We start from the raw sequence: 20,735 nt of genomic DNA on the forward strand, positions 1-20,735 counted from the left end.
TCAGCAACTCGGTCATTATCGACCAGGGTCAGGCTTCAACAATCCGAAGCTCTTTCGGCATAGTAAAAGTAATATTCTCTTCAATCCCCGCCAGCTCTTCCGGTACTTCCGCTCCCAGTTCAACCAGACGATCAATGACGCCTTTCACCAGAACCTCTGGTGCAGAAGCTCCGGCCGTAACGCCCAGAGATTTTTTACCTTTCAGCCAATCCGGATCGATATGATCAGCACCATCCACCAGATAAGCATCAGCGCCTGTACGCTCAGCCAGCTCCCTTAAACGGTTAGAATTAGAGCTGTTTACTGAACCTACAACAAATACCGTGTCACACTCGGAAGCCAATGCTTTCACAGCATCCTGACGGTTCTGAGTGGCATAGCAGATATCGTCTTTTCTTGGGCCATTAATCTCAGGGAATTTTTCTCTCAGACCATTGATGACCACGGCCGTATCATCCATAGACAGTGTTGTCTGGGTCACATAAGCCAGATGAGAAGGATCTTCCACTTCCAGATTGGCAACATCTTCCGGTGTTTCCACCAGATACATTCTGCCGCCGGCCTTCTCATCGTATTGCCCCATGGTTCCGACGACTTCCGGATGACCATCATGGCCAATCAGGATGCACTCCATACCATCACGGGAGTAACGTACTACTTCCATATGGACTTTCTTGACCAGTGGGCAGGACGCATCGAACACTTTCAAACCGCGACGATCCGCTTCTTCTTCAACAGCGCGGGAAACGCCATGGGCACTGAAGATAACAATCACATCGTCGGGTACCTGGTGCAGTTCCTCAACAAATACAGCACCACGGGACTTGAGATTTTCAACCACAAACTTGTTATGAACCACTTCATGGCGAACATAGATAGGAGGTCCGAAGACATCCAGAGCCCGGTTTACGATATCAATGGCCCGGTCAACACCCGCACAGAATCCCCGGGGATTTGCCAGTCTGATTTTCATGCCTCAGTACTCATTTTGACAGTCTCTGCAACATCCGCTTTAGCTTCAACTGAGAGAATATTAACTTCAAAGATCAGCTCTCGACCTGCCAGAGGGTGATTAAAATCTATTTCAACACGCTCATCACTAAAGCTCTTAACCACACCCGGTAGTTCAGTGTTCGCTGCATCGGCAAACGAAACCACCAGACCTTCCTCCAGCTTCATATCGTCAGCAAAATTGGAGCGAGGAAATTCCCGGACATTCTCGAGGTTAGGCATGCCAAAGGCTTTTACAGGCGGGATGCGATAAGCACCCTGATCACCGGAAGACAGACCAATAATAGCTTGTTCGAAACCCTGAGGAAGATTGCCATCACCCACTACCAGAGTTGCAGGTTCAGCGTTAAAGTTACTGTCGACCGTCTGGCCATCAGTCAGTTTCAGAGCAAAATGGAGAGTAACCTGATGACCAGGTTCAATGATTAAATTCGACTCAGCGCCAGACATTATTGTATTCACTTCCTGAATGCTTGTGCTGCCCTGAAGCCTTCAAGAAATGAATACAGGAGTACTTGCAGGACAGCTTTATTCTTCAATCTTTGGCTGGGGGCGGAACATATCAATGATCAGCATACCGGCCCCTATGGTGATACCCACATCCGCCAGATTGAAGGATGGAAAATACCAGTCCTTATAATACACCAGCAGAAAATCAACCACATAGCCGTTTACAATACGATCATACAAATTACCGAGCGCACCACCCAGAATAAGGGCCATGGCACAGGCCTGCCAGTTTTCTTCCGCTTTCATACGGTGCAGCCAGCTGACCAGCATCAAGCTTACAACAGAGGCTATGCCCACGAAGAACCAGCGCTGCCAGCCACCCTGGTCACTCAGGAAGCTGAAAGCGGCTCCGGAATTATAGGCCAGAGTCAGGGAAAAGAAGGAAGGGACAACTGATAGCTGTTCATAGAGGTAAAACGACTTAACAACAGCGTGCTTGGACAGCTGATCCAGAATCAGAACAAGTGTGCTTAACCAGAGCCAGTTCAGCATTCCCAATGAGTTATTTTTCATAAAAATCCAGCCCTGCTTGCTTAAATTCCATTCAATTCCGGCAATAGTATGCTGACTTCTACACCTAAGATATGGTGAGAAACCGAAGCGAATGAAAAGGAAATATGGTTATTTTTTATAATTTTTCCTGCTTATTTACTCCAGTCGCGACAATTCCCTAAGTAATTCTCCGACAAATAAGCAAGTCTGGCATTATTTTACTTCAGTTGATTCAAAAATATTAATCGTACATTCCGCAATCTTGCACAGACAAACAATAATGAACAAAGAAATCATTTTCTATGGGCAAAAAAATACCCGGACTAGGCCGGGTATTTTTCAACGTTACTAAGGATCAAGCAAACAAGCGCCTCTCACCTTCACCTTCAACATTGTCGACGCAGCGACCGCACAGCTCAGGGTGAGCTTCAACGGAGCCAACATCTTCGCGACGGTGCCAGCAGCGATCACATTTTTCATGATCAGATTTGGCAACTGCAACCTTCAGGCCTTCAACCTCTGTATCAACAGTGTCAGCCGCATCAGCCAGAGATTTTAGATCAGCTCTGGAAGTAATCAGTACAAAACGCAACTCATTACCCAGTTTACTCAGGACGTTTTCAAGTTTACTGTCTACGAACAGAGTGACTTCTGCTTCCAGACCACCACCGATGGAACCGTCTTTACGGGCATCTTCCAGTGCCTTATTGACTGCTGTCTTAACAGCCATCACTTGCTGCCAGTAGTCACGACCCAGCTCATCACCTTCCAGACTGTTCAGGCCGGTGTACCAGCTGTCCAGTAGAACATGCTTGCCACGGTTGCCCGGAATAGCCTGCCAGATCTCATCAGCGGTAAAGCTGGTAATTGGCGCCATCCAGCGAACAAAGGCTTCAATAATGTGGTACATAGCCGTTTGACAGCTACGACGAGCCAGACTGTCCGCCTGAGTGGTGTACTGACGGTCCTTGATGATATCGAGATAGAAACCACCCAGATCCAGTGAACAGAAGTTATGAACTTTCTGGTACACGTTCAGGAAGTTGTAACTGTCGTACGCCTCAATCACTTCATTCTGCAGACACAGAGCACGATCCACGGCCCAGCGATCCAGAGACATCATATCGTCCCACTCAACCATATCGGTTTCAGGGTTAAAGCCGGTCAGGTTAGAGAGCAGGAAACGAGCCGTATTACGAATACGACGATAACTGTCTGCAGTACGCTTCAGGATTTCATCAGAAACCGTCATTTCTGCGGTGTAGTCTGTGGCAGACACCCAAAGACGCAGAATATCAGCACCCAGAGATTTGAAGACCTTCTGCGGCGCAATAACGTTGCCCAGAGATTTGGACATCTTACGGCCGTTGGCGTCTACAGTGAAACCGTGGGTCAGCAGCTGCTTATAGGGAGGAATGCCTTTGGTCGCAATACCGGTCTTCAGGGAAGACTGGAACCAGCCACGATGCTGATCAGAACCTTCAACATAAATATCAGCCGGAGATTGCAGTTCATCACGACGATCCAGTACCGAGTAGTGAGTCACACCGGAATCAAACCATACATCCAGAGTGTCTGTCACTTTCACATATTGATCTGCATCTTCAGCAGGCAGTACATCGGCAGGTGCCAGATCAAACCAGGCGTCCATACCTTCCTGCTCAACCTTCAGAGCAACCTTCTCGATCAGCTCAGCCGTATTCGGGTGCAGCTCTTCTGTTTCCTTGTGGATAAACAGAGCAATGGGCACGCCCCAGGTACGCTGACGGGATACACACCAGTCAGGGCTCTGACTCAGCATGGATTCCATACGTTTGCGACCCCAGTCCGGTGTGAACTGAACGTCTTCCAGAGACTTCATGGCGGTATCGAGCAGACCTTCTTTTTCCATGCTGATAAACCACTGTGGGGTAGCACGGAAAATCAGAGGAGTTTTGGTACGCCAGCAGTGTGGGTAACTGTGAACCATCTTGGCTTTCGCCAGCACACGACCGTTGGTTTCCAGAACTTCAACAACCTTCGGGTCAACCTTGTAAACGTGCTCACCAGCGAACAGCTCAACATTGCTGCGGTAGATGCCAGCGTCGTCCAGATAGTTCAGTGTGCCAATGCCGTATTTCTTGCCAACATTGAAGTCGTCTACACCATGGTCAGGTGCGGTATGAACACAACCGGTACCTGCATCAGTGGTTACGTGGTCACCAATGATCAGAGGCAGTTCACGCTGGTAGAATGGATGAGCAACTTTCTTGCCTTCCAGCTGCGCGCCCAGAGTGCGGGCAATGATGGCGTAATCGGCAATACCGAAACGCTCCATGGCACTTTCCAGCAGAGCATCACCCAGAATCAAACGGGCTGGTGCACCATTTACTTCACACTGAACCAGTGCATAACCCAGTTCTGCGCCCAAAGTAACGGCCTGAGACGATGGCAGCGTCCATGGTGTGGTTGTCCAGATAACAACAGATACCTCACCTTCACCCTGCTCATTACCTTCAAAGTTAAAGGCAGACAACAAATCCGCTTCATCAAGAGCAGCGTAACGAACGTCGATCTGGGTTGAGGTCTTTTCCTGATACTCCACTTCGGCTTCAGCCAATGCAGAACCACCCACCACACTCCAGTAAACCGGTTTGTAACCTTTTACCAGATGACCATTGTCGGCAATCTTGCCCAGGGCACGGATAATGTCGGCTTCAGTCTGGAAGTCCATGGTCAGGTATGGCTTATCCCAGGTGCCGAGAATACCCATACGTTTAAAGTCTTCTTTCTGACCGGCTACCTGCTTGCCAGCGTATCCACGGCATTTCTTACGGAAAGTTTTAAAATCAACCTTATCGCCCGCCTTGCCCAGCATGCCTTCAACCTTGTGTTCGATTGGCAGACCGTGGCAGTCCCAACCCGGCACATAAGGCGCGTCAAAACCACTCAGGGTTTTAGACTTGATGATGATGTCCTTGATGATCTTGTTAACGGCGTGACCGATATGAATGTCGCCGTTCGCGTACGGAGGGCCGTCGTGCAGAATAAACTTGTCACGACCTTCACTGGCTTTACGAATCTCTTCATAGAGATCCATGTCATACCAGCGCTTGAGCATATCCGGCTCGCGCTTGGCCAGATTACCGCGCATGGGAAAGTCGGTTTCCGGCAAATTCAATGTATGCTTATAATCGGTCATAGTTGGATCTCATCATCACTTTTTCAGCAGTATCGACCTGGATACCACGCGAAAAACATCCCAATATGTTCATGCAAAAACACAGCGGCTAGCACTTGAACCTTCGAGTCCAACAATTATTTTCCCGCCGCAGGCGGGAAAATAATCAATTTATCCCGATTAAGTGTGTTCACGCACTTAGCTGTATTTTTCTAAAACAGTTTGTCCAGTAAACCTGAAGTTATCGTTTAAAAAAGTATTCAAACCAATAACATCAGGTCGTCAGAGTTGTTCGTGCCACTTTAATGTCTGCAGCGATTGCAGCCTTGAGCTCATCCAGCGAGTTAAACTTCTTTTCGCTGCGAATCTTCTCAATAAATTCTACCCGCAGTACCTGCCCATAAAGATCACTTTTGTGATCCAGCAGATGCACTTCCAGCAGAGGGTTTTCAGCCTCCACTGTAGGCCGGGTTCCAAGGTTGGCTACACCATTATAAGTAGCACCATTGATTCGTGCCCGAACCGCAAAAACGCCTTTCACAGGCAGAGCCTTTCGGTTCACTCGAATATTTGCTGTAGGGAAACCTAGCTTCCGCCCTAGCTTTTGACCGGAAATCACCTTACCCATCATGGTAAAAGGACGCCCCAGCAAGGCTTCTGCGCCATCAAGGTCGTCCTGAGCCAGACACTCCCGAACACGGGTGCTGCTGATTCGGCCGGCATCCATAATAACGGTTCGTGTATCACAGACCTCAAAACCACGTTGCTCACCCATCGCTTTAAGGTGGGCGTAGTTACCCGCGCGATTCAAACCGTAGCGGAAATCATCACCAACAATCAGGAAGCGTATGTCCAGACCATCCACCAACACCTTCATTACGAAGTCGTCAGGTGTCAGACTCTGCAAGCGTTCGGTAAAAGGCAGGCAAAGAACCTGATCAACACCCGCTTCTTCCAGCAACACCAGCTTTTCTCTCAGATTGGTGACCCGGGCTGGTGCCCTGCTCCCCTGAAAGAATTCTCTGGGCTGAGGTTCAAAAGTAATCACACATAAACGAACACCTTGTTGGTCTGCTCGCTTACGTAATGCCTCGAGTATCGTTTTGTGGCCCAGATGAACACCGTCAAAATTCCCTATGGTCGCAACACAGGCTCGATGCTCCGGTTTGATATTATGCATTCCGCGGATCAACTGCATTGGGCGGCTTATTCTCTGTTCAGACTGGCAAAGGCAGGGATTATATCGCAGGAGACAGGCTGGATACAGTACGCACAACCCAAGAGTCTCGTTATCGCCTGTCAGTTGTCCGCCCTCACGATTCAAACACTCAATGAATATGCCGAAATTCTGCTGTATCAGCTAATTATAAAGGCAAAGCAATGGACTCGCGCTCTGTATCCCGGCCAGACACAGCCAGTTACCGGCCTTTGCCTCAAACTACGCCTGCCAATACTTCAGCCAGAGCATTAGGACGGACCATTAGGCTTAGCATGCCAAAGAAGTTTCTACCTCCTGCCCATGACTATACCCGCTCAAAACTGCTCAACTATTTAATCAGGCCTTTTGCTTCCCTGTTTCGACTCATAGGCGTCTATAAGCCAGAAGTAGCAAAGAACCCAACATTTACTCGAATGATCGCATCACTTTCCAGCGCTCTGGATAATATAACTTCGTTACCTTCTCCGACAGAATCACTTAAGTCTCAGTTAGAACAGCTATCCGGCGCCTATCGAGATAACCCCCACCTTAGACAAGCCTATCAGCAGGGGTCAGGGCACTTGATGAGCCTGAGCAGTGAGATGGAGGAACTGACCACAGCGTTCAATCAAGCCAAAGAGGAAGCATCCGTTACCACTCTTGAATTGGACACATGCAGAAATAACAGAAAAGCAGCCTTTGCCCAGAAGCGCCTTAGCACAGAGCTGGCAGTTCTGATAAGCCAAGGCCAACGTCTTCAGGCACTGACTGATGAAGTAAACCAGGAGCTGGAACAACTGAATAGTTTATTACCGGATGATTATAAGCTCTCTGGAGAACAGCCAGAAAATGATATAGATCTGATTTCCGGACCTCTGGTTACTCTGGAAAGCCTGTTAGGGATAATGACAAATTCACCCGCCAGATCATCAACCCGGCAACGGCCAGCGACTGACAAACCTTCAGAACTACCACCTCATCAGATTGCTCAGCAATCCCAGAAAAGTATGCCTAAATCTGAGCCTGCTGATATTAACTATGTCACTGATATCTTGCCTTTAACACCTGACAATCTGGATCAAACTGATGAGACCGCTCCTCTGTCAGCATTGTCCAATAGAAGCACAACCGATCCCGTTTATCAGAATTTGGAGGAACTTAAATACTCCATTCAATACACCAGTAGGGCCATCAGACAAGTCCGCGATAAATTTAATGATTACACAGAGAAAGGTGGCAAGGCAGATAAGAAAGCACAGGCAGCCTTTCAACAGCAGGTCGATCACTTTCTACAGCTAGCCTCTCAGCTAGAAGACGAAGTGAAAGAAAGAAAGGTCTCCACTAATGACCTCATGAGATCCTATTCAGGCCATAATCCGGCCGACCCGGTTACGCATCCAATGCATCGTTTTCGCCTGCGAAACCAGGCCATTGAGGATATTCACCAGTGCAAGGTGATTGCCGCCACCTATCTGCAACACTACGAAGCCATTCATGAAACTATTGAGCAGTTAATCCTAAGTCTGCCAGTTCAAGCAGAAGATGAGATGAGAACACCTTTCGACGATAAACGTTACATGATTGCTGAAGAGGGGATGAATAGTGCGGAAAACGAAGAACTACTGAAATTTAGCCCGTCAGACTGGCCGATACTCCACAAACTTCAACACAATGAAGCATCGGCGAGAAAAACATTCAACCCAGGTCTATTCAGCTCACCTATTGGCGGTGGATAAACCAGAGCATTAGATATTTTTATTTCAAAACTGCATTAATACTCAATGCCTGAACTGCCGAATGCGAACACCCGTTATCAGTAGCGAGGCTGCGTAAGCGATCACCCCTGCAACAACCAGCTGCCCCATTTCAAACACTCTCTGCCAGAGCCCTGCTTCCAGCCACCACTCGGTATCTGCAGCCATATAAAACAGACAAGTCGCCAGAACCGTATTAGCAAACAGCAGTCTGGCAGCGTATTTCAGCCAACCATCGGTTGCCTTGAAAATGCCGGTTCGCTTTAGCCCCCAGAACAACATTCCGGCATTAAGAAACGCTGACAGTGTTGTCGCCAAAGCCAAACCTGCATGCTGTAACCAGAACACCAGCATCAGGTTAAACACCATATTGGCCGCCATGGCCTTGATGGCAATTTTCACTGGGGTTTTTGTATCCTGTCGAGCGAAGTAGCCCGGTGCCAGAACCTTGATCAACATAAAGGCAACCAGCCCCAGCGAATAGGCTTTCAAACTCATGGCCGCCATCAATACGTCATGGTTCTGCATTTCACCGTAATCGAACAGCGTCGCTATCAGAGGTTCTGCCAGAATAAACAACGCAACCGCCGCAGGCAGGCCGATCAACAGAACCAGGCGCAGTGCCCAGTCCAGTGTTTTTGAAAACTGACCACTGCTCTCTTCAGAATGTTTACGGGAAAGACTGGGAAGAATCACGGTAGCTATAGCAATACCAAACACACCCAGCGGCAACTCGGCCAACCGATCTGAGTAATAAAGCCAGGAGACACTGCCTGTCACAAGAAATGATGCCAGCACAGTATCCAGCAGCAAATTGATCTGACTGACCGAAACACCAAACAGGGCTGGAATCATCAGTTTCATGATTCGCTTTACACCTTCATGGTCTTTACCCCATTTAGGTGCAGGCAGCAGACGAATCTGCAACAGGAACGGAATCTGCAACAACAACTGTGAAATACCAGCAATCACCACACCCCAGGCGAGTGCCATAACACCGCTTTCAAAATAAGGTGTCAGGAACAATGTTGAGCCAATCAAACTCAAGTTGAGCAGTACTGGTGTAAAAGCAGGCACCGCAAAACGGTTGTAACTGTTAAGGATTGATCCAGCCAGTGCCGTCAGCGAAATCAGCAACAAATAAGGAAAAGTAATCCGCAGCATCTCACCGGCTAATTCCAGCTTTTCAGGCTGGTCAATGAAGCCGGGAGCGAACAGCCTGATCAATAATGGCGAAGCCAGCATACAGAGCATGGTGACAATGGTCAGGGTTCCCGCCAGAGTTCCGCTGACCCGCCGAACCAGCTCCTGCACTTCCTCAAAGCTTCTTTTGGTACGATATTCCGACAAAACAGGAACAAAAGCCTGAGAGAAAGCGCCTTCAGCAAACAGGCGGCGAAGAAAGTTGGGAATCTTGAACGCTACAAAGAACGCATCTGCCGATGCGGTAGAGCCAAAATAACCGGCAATCACAACGTCCCTGGCCAACCCAAGCACTCTGGACATCATAGTCATCACACCAACCAACAGGCTCGATCTCAGCAGGCTGGGTGACTTATTTGCTTCGACAGCATCCTGTGCTGACGATTTACTGGGCTCAGACATTCAGAAGACTCAGACTCTTGAAAAAACGGCCAATAATACCTCAGGAACTTCCCACATATACAGCATCATGGGGTTTCACGCAGTTCAGCGTCAAGCTCCGTTATTGACAACCCGAGTGCAAATAGGCATGATTCCGCGACTTGACTGTATGGGTATGGCACCTTTTTAGCTCTTGCCCGGGAGCTCTCTCGGTGACGCGGCAAACACCATGCTCAAAGCAGAGCGGCCCGAAGCTTCTCTGACTAAACAGTAAACCGGTTAACAAGATTTCAGGAGCCCTTAACATGGCTAACTCTCCATCTGCGAAGAAACGCGCTCGTCAAGCTGAAGTACGTCGTACTCACAATGCTTCCCTGCGCTCCATGGTTCGTACTTCTCTGAAGAAAGTAGTACGTGCTATCGAAGCTAAAGACGCTGAACTGGCTAAGACTGAGTACACTGCTGCTGTACCGGTTATTGACCGTATGGCTGACAAAGGCATCATCCACAAGAACAAGGCTGCTCGTCATAAGAGCCGCCTGAACGCTCAGATCAAAGCTCTGACTGCTTAATCTGAACGATGATGCAAAAAAACCGGCTTAGGCCGGTTTTTTTTACGTCTGGAGAAACGTTCTCAACAACAGATCAGCACCATATTGTCTCGATGCAGGAATTCCGGCTCACCTTCGTAGCCAAGCAATTCAGGAATCATCTTACTGGCCTGTCCCGAGATTTTCGAAGCCTCTTCCGAACTGTAGTTAATCAAACCTCGAGCGATTTCATTACCCTGCTCATCAACACAGGTCACCATTTCGCCACGCTGAAAGCTGCCTTTAACCGCTTTGACACCAACAGGCAGCAAACTCTTACCTTGAGTACAGAGCACTTTCACAGCACCAGCATCCAGAACCAGCTCACCAGCTGTCTGCATATGCCCCTGAAGCCACTGCTTGCGAGCCGCCATACGCTCATGATCAGGCAATAATAAAGTCCCCAGGTCCTCTTCTTTATAAAGGCGCTCAATCACCTGATCAATACGACCACCAACAATCACGGTTGCCGCACCGGAAGCTGCCGCCTGACGAGCTGCACGAAGCTTGGTCTGCATACCTCCACGACCAAGACGACCACTGCCACCACCGGCCATTGCATCCAGCGAAGGATCCTGAGCCCGGACTTCAGAAATCAACTTTGCCAGGCTGTCTTTGCGTGGGTCAGCGGTATAAAGGCCATCCTGATCAGTCAAAATTACCAGCATATCGGCTTCGACCAGGTTGGTAACAAGTGCGCCCAGGGTATCATTATCACCAAAACGAATTTCATCGGTGACAACGGTATCGTTTTCATTAACAACTGGCACTACGCCCATATCGAGCAAAGTATTCAAAGTGCTGCGAGCATTCAGGTAACGCTGACGATTACTGTGATCAGCATGAGTAAGCAATACTTGCGCGGGCTGAACACCATGGTATTGAAAACTGCTTTCCCAGGTCTGGACCAGACGAGCCTGACCTACAGCTGCTGCAGCCTGAAGCTCATTCAAAGCGGTCGGTCGATCTTTCAGGTTCAGTTTTTCCATACCAGCCGCTACCGCACCAGAGGAAACCAGAACGACTTCAACACCCTGTTTGCGCAACTGACAGATCTGGGTAACCCAGCCATTTATGCTGTTAACATCCAGACCACGACCTTCATTGGTCAGCAGGGCACTGCCAATCTTGATTACCCAGCGACGGGCTTTTTTCAACCTGCTTCGCTCACTCATTCCTCACTCCCTCAACAGCTATAAGCCCTTTTCATGCTCAATCTGAAGCCGCTATTCAACTATCCAGATACAATTTACCCGCCATAGGCGGGTAAATTAACAGGCTCTTATAACGAACATTAACAATAGTTAAGGTGCGTAGAATACCTCAACATCACTATCATCGTCGTCATCTTCATCGTCTTCCGCCAGCTTCGCAGCCTTTCGAGCCAGACGATACTGCCTGCGCTCTTCAGCCAACTCACGCATACGACTACGAGCTTCTTCTTCCAGCTTCTCGCGGGTTTCCGCTTCCTGAGCCGCAACGTTGTCGTCTTCCTTCTCCTGGAAGTTACGCTCTTCGATATAGGTCATCAGATCCTGAGCCAGCTTTTCGGTACCCTGACTGGCAATGGCAGAAACAGTGTAAACCGGCCCTTTCCAGTCAAGCCCGGAAACAACTCGATCACAGACTTCTTTCTGCTGATCGGCTGGCAGCAAATCCAGCTTGTTCAGCACCAGCCAGCGCTCACGCTCAGCCAGAGCCGGACTGAACCGTTGCAGCTCTTCGATAATAGCCTGAGCAACATGAACAGGGTCGCTTTCATCGTACGGCGCAACATCCACCAGATGCAGCAGTACACGACAACGGGACAAATGTTTCAAGAAGCGAATACCCAGACCGGCACCTTCTGCAGCACCTTCAATCAGACCCGGAATATCAGCAATAACAAAGCTGCGGTGTTTTTCAACACTGACCACACCCAGGTTAGGCACCAGAGTGGTAAACGGATAGTCCGCAACCTTTGGCTTGGCGTGGGAAACCGAACGAATAAAGGTCGACTTACCGGCATTCGGCATACCCAGCAAACCAACGTCAGCGATAACTTTCAGCTCAAGACGCAGTGAACGCTCTTCACCAGGGCTACCCTTTGTAGTCTGGCGTGGCGCACGGTTAACACTGGATTTGAAACGGGTGTTACCCAACCCGTGCCAGCCACCTTGTGCAACCAGCAATTTCTGACCAACGTGGGTCAGATCGCCAATGACCTCTTCGGTCTCATCATCAATAATCGTTGTACCAACGGGTACGGGCAGTTCCAGATCAACACCCTTGGCACCGGAACAGTCACGACCACGACCGGATTCACCACTGTCCGCCCTGTAACTGCGGGTGTAGCGATAATCAACCAGCGTGTTCAGATCGTTCTCAGCAACAATATAGATACTGCCGCCATCACCACCATCACCACCGTTAGGACCACCTTTGGCAATGTACTTTTCACGACGAAAACTCAAGCAGCCATTACCGCCTTTGCCCGCATAAATCTGAATAGTGGCTTCATCCACAAACTTCATTCAAAACCTCCTGCAGTATCGTCTACCGCAACACCGGTATAGCCCGATAATGCCTGCAAGTCAGTACTCATATTGTGAGTATTGGCAGAATACTGAGTTCCAGACACCACGAGAACACAACCGGCTTATCTTTTTCGACAAGCAGCTTTCACAAACCGCTTTTAAAAATAGGCAAAGCATATACAAGAAAGCCCCGCCAAAATAGCGGGGCTCTCAAGTAGACCAGATAATCTTTTCAGATCATGCTGATCCGGCAGCAGTCATTACGCAACTTCGATGCGAATGTACTTACGCTTCTGAGGACCTTTAACCTCAAAAACGACTTTGCCTTCAGCTTTGGCGAACAGGGTGTGATCCTTGCCCATGCCAACGTTCTCACCAGCGTGGAACTTGGTGCCGCGCTGACGAACCAGAATATTGCCAGCCAGTACAGCTTGACCGCCGAAGCGCTTGACGCCAAGACGTTTACTTTCTGAATCGCGACCGTTACGAGTAGAACCACCAGCTTTTTTGTGAGCCATGCTGCTATCCTTTTATCTCAGTCCTGTAACCGGCTACCACACCAGAAACCTGACTTTTAGTAAAATTAAATGAATCCTTTCGGACCCATCAGCTTATCAAAATGCGTGTCACCCGAAGGTAACAACGTCATTAGCCAGCGATGCTGGTGATTTTCAGCTCAGTGAACCACTGACGGTGGCCCATCTGCTTACGGTGGTGCTTACGACGCTTGAACTTGATGATCTTGATCTTTGGACCACGACCGTGAGCGACTACTTCAACAGTAACCTTGGCGCCTTCGATAAGAGGAGCACCTACTTTCAAGTCTTCGCCGTTAGCAATCAGCAGAACATCGCTGATGTCCAGGCTCTCGCCTGCAGCTACGTCCAGTTTTTCTACCTTCAGGGTAGTGCCTTCAGCAACACGGTACTGCTTGCCGCCAGTTTTGATAACTGCGTACATATTAATCTCCGAAAATCCTGTAATAGCCTTTTTGTCAAAGGCATCCGGCGAGATCCTGACTGAAATGTCGAGGGTACTCAATACCGGAATTTTCTAATCTATCTACGTCTATCTGATCATCGGTTGCACCACCTTTACGGTGAAGCAACAGCAGGCAGCGCCGCATAAGCTATGGCAGACTTTTGTCGAAACATTTCTGTTAAAACAAGAGTCCCATAACATGACAAAATGGACTGCTACCGTGGATTCTCAGTCAGATTCCAAGACAGGGGCGCAAATTTTAAGGAATTGCAACCGCCGTGGCAAGCCGTTTTGTCTATCCTTTGCCTGTGTTCTTTACCAGCTGTTCCGGTATTGATGACCAAACCCTCTTCGGAAAGCCCTGAAAACCTTTGCTACCACCCTCGAAACTGGCAGGGTTACGGTGGTAAGCCGCCATTCTTCCAATGGCCAGATAATGTCCGGCTGGTCATTAACCTGGTACTGAATTACGAAAAAAGAGCAGAACGTGACATGGCTGCTCAATGCACTCCTGAAACACGACCTTCCCACGCCGAGTTTTCTCATGCATAGAAACCTGATCATCAAGCCATTGTCTGCAGACAACTCTCAACAGCTGGCGGACTGGATAGAAACTGAAGGCTGGAACCCAGGCATTCAGGATGTTGATACTTTACTTCGAGCCGCCCATGCCGGTTGGCTGGGGATCTGGAAAGGGGAACAACTGGCAGGAATGGCATCGGTTTTTAATCACAGCTATAAGTTTGCCTTCTTTGGTCTCTATATTATTCAACCGGAGTTTCGGCAAAAGGAGTTTCGCCAACTGGAGCTGGGCATAACACTGAACCGGCATCGTTTACAAATGGCTGGCTATCGTAATATTGGTCTTGATGGTGTTATGGAGCAATACGACAACTATCGTCATATCGGTTTCAGGCTGGCTCATCGAACCCCCCGTTACATGTTCACCCAAATCGTCCCGAAACCTCAGCCCAACGCAATTTGTGATCTTAAAGAGATCACTTTAATAGAGCTTCTGGATTACGAACGAAACAATCAGCTGTTCCCCTGTCGTCGTAAAACCTACCTTAAAGCCTGGCTTACTCAAACTGATGCGACGGGTTTCTGCTATCGAATAAATCAGGAAATTATGGGGTACGGTATGATAAGACCCTGCATGGAAGGTTTTAAAATCGGACCTTTGTTTGCCAATACACCTGATATCGCTCAAGACCTTCTGCTTGCCTTGCTTTCGACTACCAATGGTCAGAAAACCTACTGTGATATTCCCGAAAATAATGAGCAGGCTTTATTACTGGCAGAGCAACTTGGAGGTACATTGTCGGGCTTTTGTTCCGCAAGAATGTATCGGGGCTTCCAGCCCGAGCTGCAATTGCAAAAAATCTACGGCATCACCTCCATAGAAGCCGGCTAATTCTTGTACACAACTTATACGTTTGCACGACGGTTTTTATCTTTCAGTATTTAATAGACGCTTTCTTATGTTTATCACTATAAGAGGCTGCTTAATTGAAAACTCTTGTTGGCAAAGCTAAAAAAGCATGACTACCCTGAAGTCATTTCCAACAGCGTTTGCGGTATGTCATGCAGGCTCCACTCACTGAAGAAGAACTTGATTCTTTTCTTGTACCGCTGTCAGAGGAGCATCCTGCCGGAGAGTTCATCAAAGGCAACAGGGCTCTGTTCAGACCGCTGAGAAACGCTTACAACATTGCTCAGACCAGCTTCCACAAGCTGGCCATGAACCCAGAAGATAATGAACTGGATGAGCTCAGGCAGGCCAATCAGGAAAACTGGCAGAGCCTCGAAGAACTCCTGCTTGATTGCCTGAAACAACACTCACGCGACCTTGAATGCATGGCTTGGCTTGCCATGGCTAGCCTGTTTTCCAGTCAGCCTTACGCACAGCTTGCCAGTATCATTCAGCTGACCGACCAGTCTTTAAACAGTTTCTGGCCGAAGGTTCAGCCTTACCTGCCCGATGAAAAGTGCAAAACAGACGATACCGCATATGAACGAGCTAACCATCAATATAAAGCTATACAGCGTCTGCTTGGCGAGTCAGAAGACAGTTGCCCTCTGGTTCCTCCTCTCTGCATGTTGCCATTGGTCGCCGATATTGATTTTGCTAATTACCAGAGAAGCAAAAGCAGCCTCCATGACTTAAAACAGCAGGTCACCTCGTCACTGCCTTCAGAAAAGTCGGACATAGTTGCTCGAATCAACGACATTCTGGCCGTTCAGGATGCTCTGGACAGCCTTGATGCCACACTCAAAAGACTCTTTACAGATGCTGGCGTCCATGTACCCACCAGCCAGTTTCTTCGCAAACAGCTGGATGCCAATCTACAGGCATTGAAAGACCTGTCTGACGGGATGATCACACCCTGGCCCCCCGACTTACACAAACAAACCAGCTTGATGAATGAACAATCTAAGCCTCAGGCCGAACCGAAACCAGAGCAGGAAGAAATTTCACAGAAAGAACCAGCTCAGTTCGACCAGCACAACATAGTCATGGATCGCGCCGGTTTCACCCGTGATCAGGCCTTTCAGCAAATACGCATGTTATCTGATTTTTTTCAACGCACCGAACCACAAAGTCCAGTGCCGTATATTCTGGAAAAAGCCATTCGCTGGGGCTATACCCCTTTACCACAATTGATGAATGAGCTGCTGCTGGGAAATGACAATCTGATGGGCAGAATTAAAGAGCTGACAGGAATGGACGAATCTGACAAAACACCCTTGCCAGCTCACGTAGTCAGTACAGCTCCTCTGTCAAACCAGTCTTTACAGAAGCAACTAGCAACACCCGATGCAAACCTGAATCAAAAAGAGTCTGAAAGTTCAATCCAGATAGAAACTGCCAGTCAGGAGCCTCTAAGCGTTGATCCTGCTCCTGAAAAGAGCGCACCCGAACAAAATATATCTCAAAAAAAAAGAGTAAATGAGCAATCCGTTTCATCGACCATGCCCTCCTCTCAAGGAGGCATGGGCATTCATAACCTCAATGATTTGAGCTAAATCGTTTTTCAAAGCTGCTTTCTGGCTTCACAGAATCAGCTTAAGCCCAGAGGACTGAAAGCTATGGCCAATATGTATATGAAACTGGGTGAATCCCAGAGCAAGGGTGATGCCACCTCAGCCTATACAGGTGGTGATAATGTCGGTGAAAAAGGCTGGTTTGCCATTCGATCATTCAGCTGGGGAGCCACCCGCTCAGTCACCATGGATATTGGTAATGGCATGAACAGGGATTCGGGCATGGTGGCCATGAATGAAGTGACGGTCAGCAAGGAACTGGATGGCGCCTCGGAAAACATTCTTTCTCATCTCTATGTTCCCGGCGATGAAGGCGATGTGGTCGATATTATCGTGACCAAACCCGACCGTTCCGGTGAAGGTGCGCAAGTGTATCTGCAGATACAACTGACCCATGCCCGCATTGTTAACTACAGTCTGAGCGCTTCTGATGGTGCAACCCCGTTCGAAACGCTGGCTGTCGCCTACAGCAAAGTGAAAGTGAAACACTGGAACGAGGAAGAAGGCGGCAAGCTCGAGCCAGGTGGTGATGTCACCTATGACCTGCCTACCGGTAAGGCCGAATCACATTCCAATAAGTAAAGGCTGAAGACGTATGGCCCTGAACACTCAGCATAAGCGCGTCAGCAAAAACCGCGTCAGCATCACCTACGATGTTGAAACCAATGGTGCCGTTGAAAAACGGGAGCTGCCCTTTGTCACAGGTGTGATTGGTGAGTTCTCCGGTGACAAACCTGAATCCGATAAGGATGAGGTTGATTTCCGTAAGTTCATCGACATCGATAAGGATAATTTTGACACCGTGATGAGCACCATCGGACCTGAATTGAAACTCAAGGTGGATAACAAACTGGCTGAAGACGACAGTGAGTTTGCCGTTGACCTGAAGTTCAATTCCATCAGGGATTTTGAGCCTGCCAACCTGGTTCAGCAGATCGAGCCACTCAAGGAATTGCTGAAAATTCGTAACCAGCTCCGTGAGCTCCTGGCTCAGGCTGATCGCTCACGAGATCTGGAAAAGCTGCTCAAGGAAGTTCTGCAAAATACAGAGGCTCTCTCAGGTCTCTCTGATGAGCTGGGTGTTCAGACTGAAGAAGGTAAAGACGAATGAGTGAAGCCCAAAAGGAGGCTGCTGCTGAAGGCGAAGCCTCTGAACTCAGTTTTCTGGACAGGGCGATAGAGGCAACCGCTCAAGTACCGCCTGATACGACCAAAGAATTACTGGCCAACCTGACACAGCAAGCCATGTCGGGAACAGTAAGCTGGAGCAAAAACCTGACCAGTACTATTGAGCAGGCAGTCACCGCACTGGATGGCAAACTGTCTGAACAACTGGCAGAAATACTGCATCAGGATAAGTTTCAGAAACTGGAAGGTTCCTGGCTTGGCTTAAACAAGTTGATTCGCAACAGTGAACTGGGCCCTCAACTGAAAGTCAGGGTTCTGGATATAAACCGCGATGAATTAATGGAGCAGTTTGAAGACGCACCGGCTGTTGACCGCAGTCGTTTGTTTAATATGGTCTACCAGCATGAATTTGGTACTGCTGGCGGTGAACCTTATGGTGTCATGCTGGGTGATTTCACCTTTACCCACAGTGACGAAGATGTTGCACTGCTTCGTTATATCGGTGAAGTGGCGGCAGCGTCACACACTCCCTTTATTGCAGCGGCTGCTCCGGAATCCCTGGGAATTCCAACCTTTGAAACCCTTAACGAAGGCAAACCTGTCGCGCCCGGCTTCAGTTCACCGGCTTATGCCAGCTGGAATGCTTTTCGAGACAGTGATGATTCCCGCTATGTCACTCTGACCATGCCGAAAACACTGTCCAGAATGCCCTATGGCAAAAGCGGTACAGGCATCAAGACCTTTGATTTCGAAGAGTTCCCTGCAGCCTCCGATGGAGAACGCCGCCCTCCAGAGGGCAATAACAGTTTTACCTGGAGCAATGCCTCTTTCGATATGGGCCTTTTAATGCACAACGCCTATACGGCATCAGGCTGGTGCACCGCTATCCGTGGACTGGAGAACGGCGGTAAAGTCGAGAACCTGCCTAACTTTACCTATAAAACTCAAGCGGGAGATCTCGCTCAGCAGTGTCCGACAGAAATCAACCTGACCGATGAGCGTGAAAAAGAGCTTTCTGATCTTGGTTTCCTGCCGCTGGTTCATTACAAGAACTCCAACTTCGGAGTCTTTATGGGGGCACAAACACTCCAGCGACCGAAAGAATATACCGACCCCGATGCAACAGCCAACGCCGCCATCTCAGCTCGACTGCCCTATATCATGGCCAGCTCAAGAATTGCGCACTATCTCAAGGTCATGGGGCGGGACAAAATTGGTTCCGCTATGGACCCCAATGATGTTCAGAAAGATCTGAGCACCTGGATTAGCCTCTACACCAACCCTAATGCCGTCGGTAATGAAGCCAGAGCCAAAACACCATTGAGGGAAGCAAAGATCATGGTTCAGGAACAGGCTGGCAGGCCAGGATGCTATTCCGCTGTCGCCTGGTTACGGCCATGGTTGCAGATGGAAGAATTGACTACATCATTAAGAATGGTCGCGAATATACCCGGTTAAACCTGACATCATGAGAAACCCATACCGGGCTGAAGCAACGGTTCAAAAGCTGGTAGCAGCCATTGATGAAATGGTCTGCCTCCAGCTGTCCGCCATTATTCAGCACCCCTCATTTAAATCTCTTGAGTCTCTGTGGCGTGGGCTTTCACACCTTGTGAACAGAAATCTTAATCCGGCTTCAGCCCTGATTAAGATACTGGACATGAACTGGGAAGAAGTCGCTGATGATCTCAACCTGAGTAATCGCTTTCAGTCTTCCCTGCTCTATCGCCTGACCAATCAGCAGGAACTCAATACGCTGGGGGGACATCCCTTTGGCCTGCTCGTGTTCGAGCATTACGTCAGTTTCAGTCAGGCACACTTTTCTGTTCATGATGAAATCTACACTCTGCAACTTCTGTCCGAACTTGGGCAAGAAACATTATGTCCGGTGCTTACTTCTGCCGCCCCTGACTTCCTTTTTACTGATGACCTTGAAGTCTGGAGTAATCCGGAACGTATCAGTCGTATTCTGGCCAGCGAAGACTTTAATGACTGGAGACGCCTAAGAACATTGCCCTCAAGTCGTTTTCTGGGGCTCGCACTTCCTCAGTTCCTGGTTCGATCTCCCTGGAAAGCCTGCTACAGCGGCATTCGATTTGATGAAGTTCCTATTGAAAAACCTGATAGCCACTACCTTTGGGGAGGCAGTGCATTTGCCTTGGCTGGGAACATTATCTGCGAATTCAACCGTATACACTGGTTCGGGTTTCTTCGTGTTGCAGAAAGAGGTGGAGCGCTGGTCAATAAAACCCACGATCCATCCCTGGTGGCCAGAGTTAAAATCACCGACCGTCTGGGTGAATTCTTCAGTGAGCAGGGCTTTATACCTCTTGAGACCTGTTATCTCGATCATCACCTGGCATTTTTTAATAATCGTTCTATCTACAACCCACCGGCCGGCCGGGATGACCTAAAGGTCATCAGTATGCTACAGACGACATTGATCGGCTGTCGCTTTGGCCATTACCTGAAACTCCTCATTCGTGAAAACATCGGTAGTTACGATAGTGCTGAAACCTGTGAACGGCAATTGAACATCTGGCTTCAGGAATACACCTCCGATGTTGATCAGGGCAGTGATGAGGTATTGGCCAGTTACCCGCTGAGAAAATCCAGAGCACGCATTCGCGGCAATAAATCACTGGGTATCTACCAGTGTGAAGTTGAGCTTCAGCCTCAATATCAGTTCGATTTTATTCGAACCAGCCTGGTTCTGAAGACTGACTCCAGTGAAATCAAGAGTATCGATCTATGAAACGGGGGCCA

At 48.8% G+C, this 20,735-nt stretch carries 19 protein-coding genes; 9 read left to right on the top strand and 10 right to left on the bottom strand.

The window, feature by feature from the left end:
* Positions 1 to 28 precede the first annotated feature (28 nt).
* From ispH to ribF, 5 genes are all read right to left on the bottom strand, one after another.
* A complete protein-coding gene (gene ispH, locus EOPP23_RS12015; RefSeq protein WP_153766236.1) occupies positions 29 to 973 on the bottom strand; it encodes a 4-hydroxy-3-methylbut-2-enyl diphosphate reductase in 945 nt (314 codons plus the stop codon).
* Entirely contained in the window at positions 970 to 1,461 is a 492-nt protein-coding gene (locus EOPP23_RS12020) for a peptidylprolyl isomerase (RefSeq protein WP_153766237.1), read from the bottom strand. Before EOPP23_RS12020 ends, ispH begins: the two co-directional genes overlap by 4 nt.
* Positions 1,462 to 1,539: 78 nt before the next feature.
* Positions 1,540 to 2,034 (bottom strand): signal peptidase II, encoded by a 495-nt coding sequence (lspA, locus tag EOPP23_RS12025; RefSeq protein ID WP_153766238.1) that lies wholly within the window; start codon positions 2,032 to 2,034, stop codon positions 1,540 to 1,542.
* A 334-nt stretch (positions 2,035 to 2,368) separates the two neighbouring features.
* A complete protein-coding gene (ileS, locus tag EOPP23_RS12030; protein ID WP_153766239.1) occupies positions 2,369 to 5,194 on the bottom strand; it encodes an isoleucine--tRNA ligase in 2,826 nt (941 codons plus the stop codon).
* Positions 5,195 to 5,447: 253 nt separating this feature from the next.
* Positions 5,448 to 6,371, bottom strand: coding sequence for a bifunctional riboflavin kinase/FAD synthetase (gene ribF / locus EOPP23_RS12035; protein WP_153766240.1), 924 nt, complete (start codon positions 6,369 to 6,371; stop codon positions 5,448 to 5,450).
* A gap of 182 nt (positions 6,372 to 6,553) precedes the next feature.
* Between ribF and EOPP23_RS12040 the strand changes: the two genes are divergently transcribed.
* Positions 6,554 to 8,107, top strand: a complete 1,554-nt coding sequence (locus EOPP23_RS12040; RefSeq protein WP_153766241.1) for a hypothetical protein — start codon at positions 6,554 to 6,556, stop codon at positions 8,105 to 8,107.
* Positions 8,108 to 8,149: 42 nt separating this feature from the next.
* Here the strand turns inward: EOPP23_RS12040 and murJ are convergent, their stop codons facing one another.
* Positions 8,150 to 9,730 carry a murein biosynthesis integral membrane protein MurJ gene (murJ, locus tag EOPP23_RS12045; RefSeq protein WP_153766242.1) on the bottom strand — a complete coding sequence of 527 codons (1,581 nt, stop codon included), beginning with the start codon at positions 9,728 to 9,730 and terminating at the stop codon, positions 8,150 to 8,152.
* 284 nt (positions 9,731 to 10,014) lie between these two features.
* Between murJ and rpsT the strand changes: the two genes are divergently transcribed.
* Positions 10,015 to 10,281, top strand: a complete 267-nt coding sequence (rpsT, locus tag EOPP23_RS12050) for a 30S ribosomal protein S20 (protein ID WP_153766243.1) — start codon at positions 10,015 to 10,017, stop codon at positions 10,279 to 10,281.
* 62 nt (positions 10,282 to 10,343) lie between these two features.
* On the opposite strand, the gene proB is transcribed toward rpsT, so the two are convergent.
* The 4 genes from proB to rplU form a co-directional block, all read right to left on the bottom strand.
* Entirely contained in the window at positions 10,344 to 11,474 is a 1,131-nt protein-coding gene (gene proB / locus EOPP23_RS12055; RefSeq protein WP_153766244.1) for a glutamate 5-kinase, read from the bottom strand.
* A gap of 129 nt (positions 11,475 to 11,603) precedes the next feature.
* A complete protein-coding gene (gene cgtA / locus EOPP23_RS12060) occupies positions 11,604 to 12,812 on the bottom strand; it encodes an Obg family GTPase CgtA (protein WP_153766245.1) in 1,209 nt (402 codons plus the stop codon).
* A 263-nt stretch (positions 12,813 to 13,075) separates the two neighbouring features.
* On the bottom strand, positions 13,076 to 13,333 hold the full coding sequence (rpmA, locus tag EOPP23_RS12065; protein ID WP_153766246.1) for a 50S ribosomal protein L27: 258 nt from the start codon (positions 13,331 to 13,333) through the stop codon (positions 13,076 to 13,078).
* Between the two features lie 130 nt (positions 13,334 to 13,463).
* Positions 13,464 to 13,775: a 50S ribosomal protein L21 gene (gene rplU / locus EOPP23_RS12070; RefSeq protein WP_153766247.1), complete on the bottom strand. Its 312-nt coding sequence runs from the start codon at positions 13,773 to 13,775 to the stop codon at positions 13,464 to 13,466.
* A 357-nt stretch (positions 13,776 to 14,132) separates the two neighbouring features.
* Between rplU and EOPP23_RS12075 the strand changes: the two genes are divergently transcribed.
* The 7 genes from EOPP23_RS12075 to EOPP23_RS12105 all read left to right on the top strand — a co-directional run bounded on the left by EOPP23_RS12075 (position 14,133) and on the right by EOPP23_RS12105 (position 20,724).
* Positions 14,133 to 14,348 (top strand): hypothetical protein, encoded by a 216-nt coding sequence (locus tag EOPP23_RS12075; protein WP_153766248.1) that lies wholly within the window; start codon positions 14,133 to 14,135, stop codon positions 14,346 to 14,348.
* A complete protein-coding gene (locus tag EOPP23_RS12080) occupies positions 14,341 to 15,210 on the top strand; it encodes a hypothetical protein (RefSeq protein ID WP_153766249.1) in 870 nt (289 codons plus the stop codon). The genes EOPP23_RS12075 and EOPP23_RS12080 overlap by 8 nt, the downstream gene beginning before the upstream one ends.
* Positions 15,211 to 15,380: 170 nt before the next feature.
* Entirely contained in the window at positions 15,381 to 16,823 is a 1,443-nt protein-coding gene (locus tag EOPP23_RS12085) for an ImpA family type VI secretion system protein (protein ID WP_153766250.1), read from the top strand.
* Positions 16,824 to 16,886: 63 nt separating this feature from the next.
* Entirely contained in the window at positions 16,887 to 17,423 is a 537-nt protein-coding gene (locus EOPP23_RS12090; protein ID WP_153766251.1) for a type VI secretion system tube protein Hcp, read from the top strand.
* 13 nt (positions 17,424 to 17,436) lie between these two features.
* The gene (tssB, locus tag EOPP23_RS12095; protein ID WP_153766252.1) at positions 17,437 to 17,952 is read left to right on the top strand and encodes a type VI secretion system contractile sheath small subunit; all 516 of its coding nucleotides are present in this window, start codon (positions 17,437 to 17,439) and stop codon (positions 17,950 to 17,952) included.
* The gene (gene tssC / locus EOPP23_RS12100; protein WP_153766253.1) at positions 17,949 to 19,427 is read left to right on the top strand and encodes a type VI secretion system contractile sheath large subunit; all 1,479 of its coding nucleotides are present in this window, start codon (positions 17,949 to 17,951) and stop codon (positions 19,425 to 19,427) included. Before tssB ends, tssC begins: the two co-directional genes overlap by 4 nt.
* A gap of 10 nt (positions 19,428 to 19,437) precedes the next feature.
* Positions 19,438 to 20,724, top strand: a complete 1,287-nt coding sequence (locus EOPP23_RS12105) for a type VI secretion system contractile sheath domain-containing protein (RefSeq protein ID WP_153766254.1) — start codon at positions 19,438 to 19,440, stop codon at positions 20,722 to 20,724.
* Positions 20,725 to 20,735 lie beyond the last annotated feature (11 nt).

It is taken from the genome of Endozoicomonas sp. OPT23, from assembly GCF_009653635.1.
Taxonomy (GTDB): Bacteria; Pseudomonadota; Gammaproteobacteria; order Pseudomonadales; family Endozoicomonadaceae; genus Endozoicomonas_A.

Excerpts from the sequence above, each read along its gene's own strand:
- ispH (WP_153766236.1), bottom strand. The coding sequence starts at position 973 with ATGAAAATCAGACTGGCAAATCCCCGGGGATTCTGTGCGGGTGTTGAC.
- EOPP23_RS12020 (WP_153766237.1), bottom strand. The coding sequence starts at position 1,461 with ATGTCTGGCGCTGAGTCGAATTTAATCATTGAACCTGGTCATCAGGTT.
- lspA (WP_153766238.1), bottom strand. The coding sequence starts at position 2,034 with ATGAAAAATAACTCATTGGGAATGCTGAACTGGCTCTGGTTAAGCACA.
- ileS (WP_153766239.1), bottom strand. The coding sequence starts at position 5,194 with ATGACCGATTATAAGCATACATTGAATTTGCCGGAAACCGACTTTCCC.
- ribF (WP_153766240.1), bottom strand. The coding sequence starts at position 6,371 with ATGCAGTTGATCCGCGGAATGCATAATATCAAACCGGAGCATCGAGCC.
- EOPP23_RS12040 (WP_153766241.1), top strand. The coding sequence starts at position 6,554 with ATGGACTCGCGCTCTGTATCCCGGCCAGACACAGCCAGTTACCGGCCT.
- murJ (WP_153766242.1), bottom strand. The coding sequence starts at position 9,730 with ATGTCTGAGCCCAGTAAATCGTCAGCACAGGATGCTGTCGAAGCAAAT.
- rpsT (WP_153766243.1), top strand. The coding sequence starts at position 10,015 with ATGGCTAACTCTCCATCTGCGAAGAAACGCGCTCGTCAAGCTGAAGTA.
- proB (WP_153766244.1), bottom strand. The coding sequence starts at position 11,474 with ATGAGTGAGCGAAGCAGGTTGAAAAAAGCCCGTCGCTGGGTAATCAAG.
- cgtA (WP_153766245.1), bottom strand. The coding sequence starts at position 12,812 with ATGAAGTTTGTGGATGAAGCCACTATTCAGATTTATGCGGGCAAAGGC.
- rpmA (WP_153766246.1), bottom strand. The coding sequence starts at position 13,333 with ATGGCTCACAAAAAAGCTGGTGGTTCTACTCGTAACGGTCGCGATTCA.
- rplU (WP_153766247.1), bottom strand. The coding sequence starts at position 13,775 with ATGTACGCAGTTATCAAAACTGGCGGCAAGCAGTACCGTGTTGCTGAA.
- EOPP23_RS12075 (WP_153766248.1), top strand. The coding sequence starts at position 14,133 with ATGACCAAACCCTCTTCGGAAAGCCCTGAAAACCTTTGCTACCACCCT.
- EOPP23_RS12080 (WP_153766249.1), top strand. The coding sequence starts at position 14,341 with ATGCATAGAAACCTGATCATCAAGCCATTGTCTGCAGACAACTCTCAA.
- EOPP23_RS12085 (WP_153766250.1), top strand. The coding sequence starts at position 15,381 with ATGCAGGCTCCACTCACTGAAGAAGAACTTGATTCTTTTCTTGTACCG.
- EOPP23_RS12090 (WP_153766251.1), top strand. The coding sequence starts at position 16,887 with ATGGCCAATATGTATATGAAACTGGGTGAATCCCAGAGCAAGGGTGAT.
- tssB (WP_153766252.1), top strand. The coding sequence starts at position 17,437 with ATGGCCCTGAACACTCAGCATAAGCGCGTCAGCAAAAACCGCGTCAGC.
- tssC (WP_153766253.1), top strand. The coding sequence starts at position 17,949 with ATGAGTGAAGCCCAAAAGGAGGCTGCTGCTGAAGGCGAAGCCTCTGAA.
- EOPP23_RS12105 (WP_153766254.1), top strand. The coding sequence starts at position 19,438 with ATGAGAAACCCATACCGGGCTGAAGCAACGGTTCAAAAGCTGGTAGCA.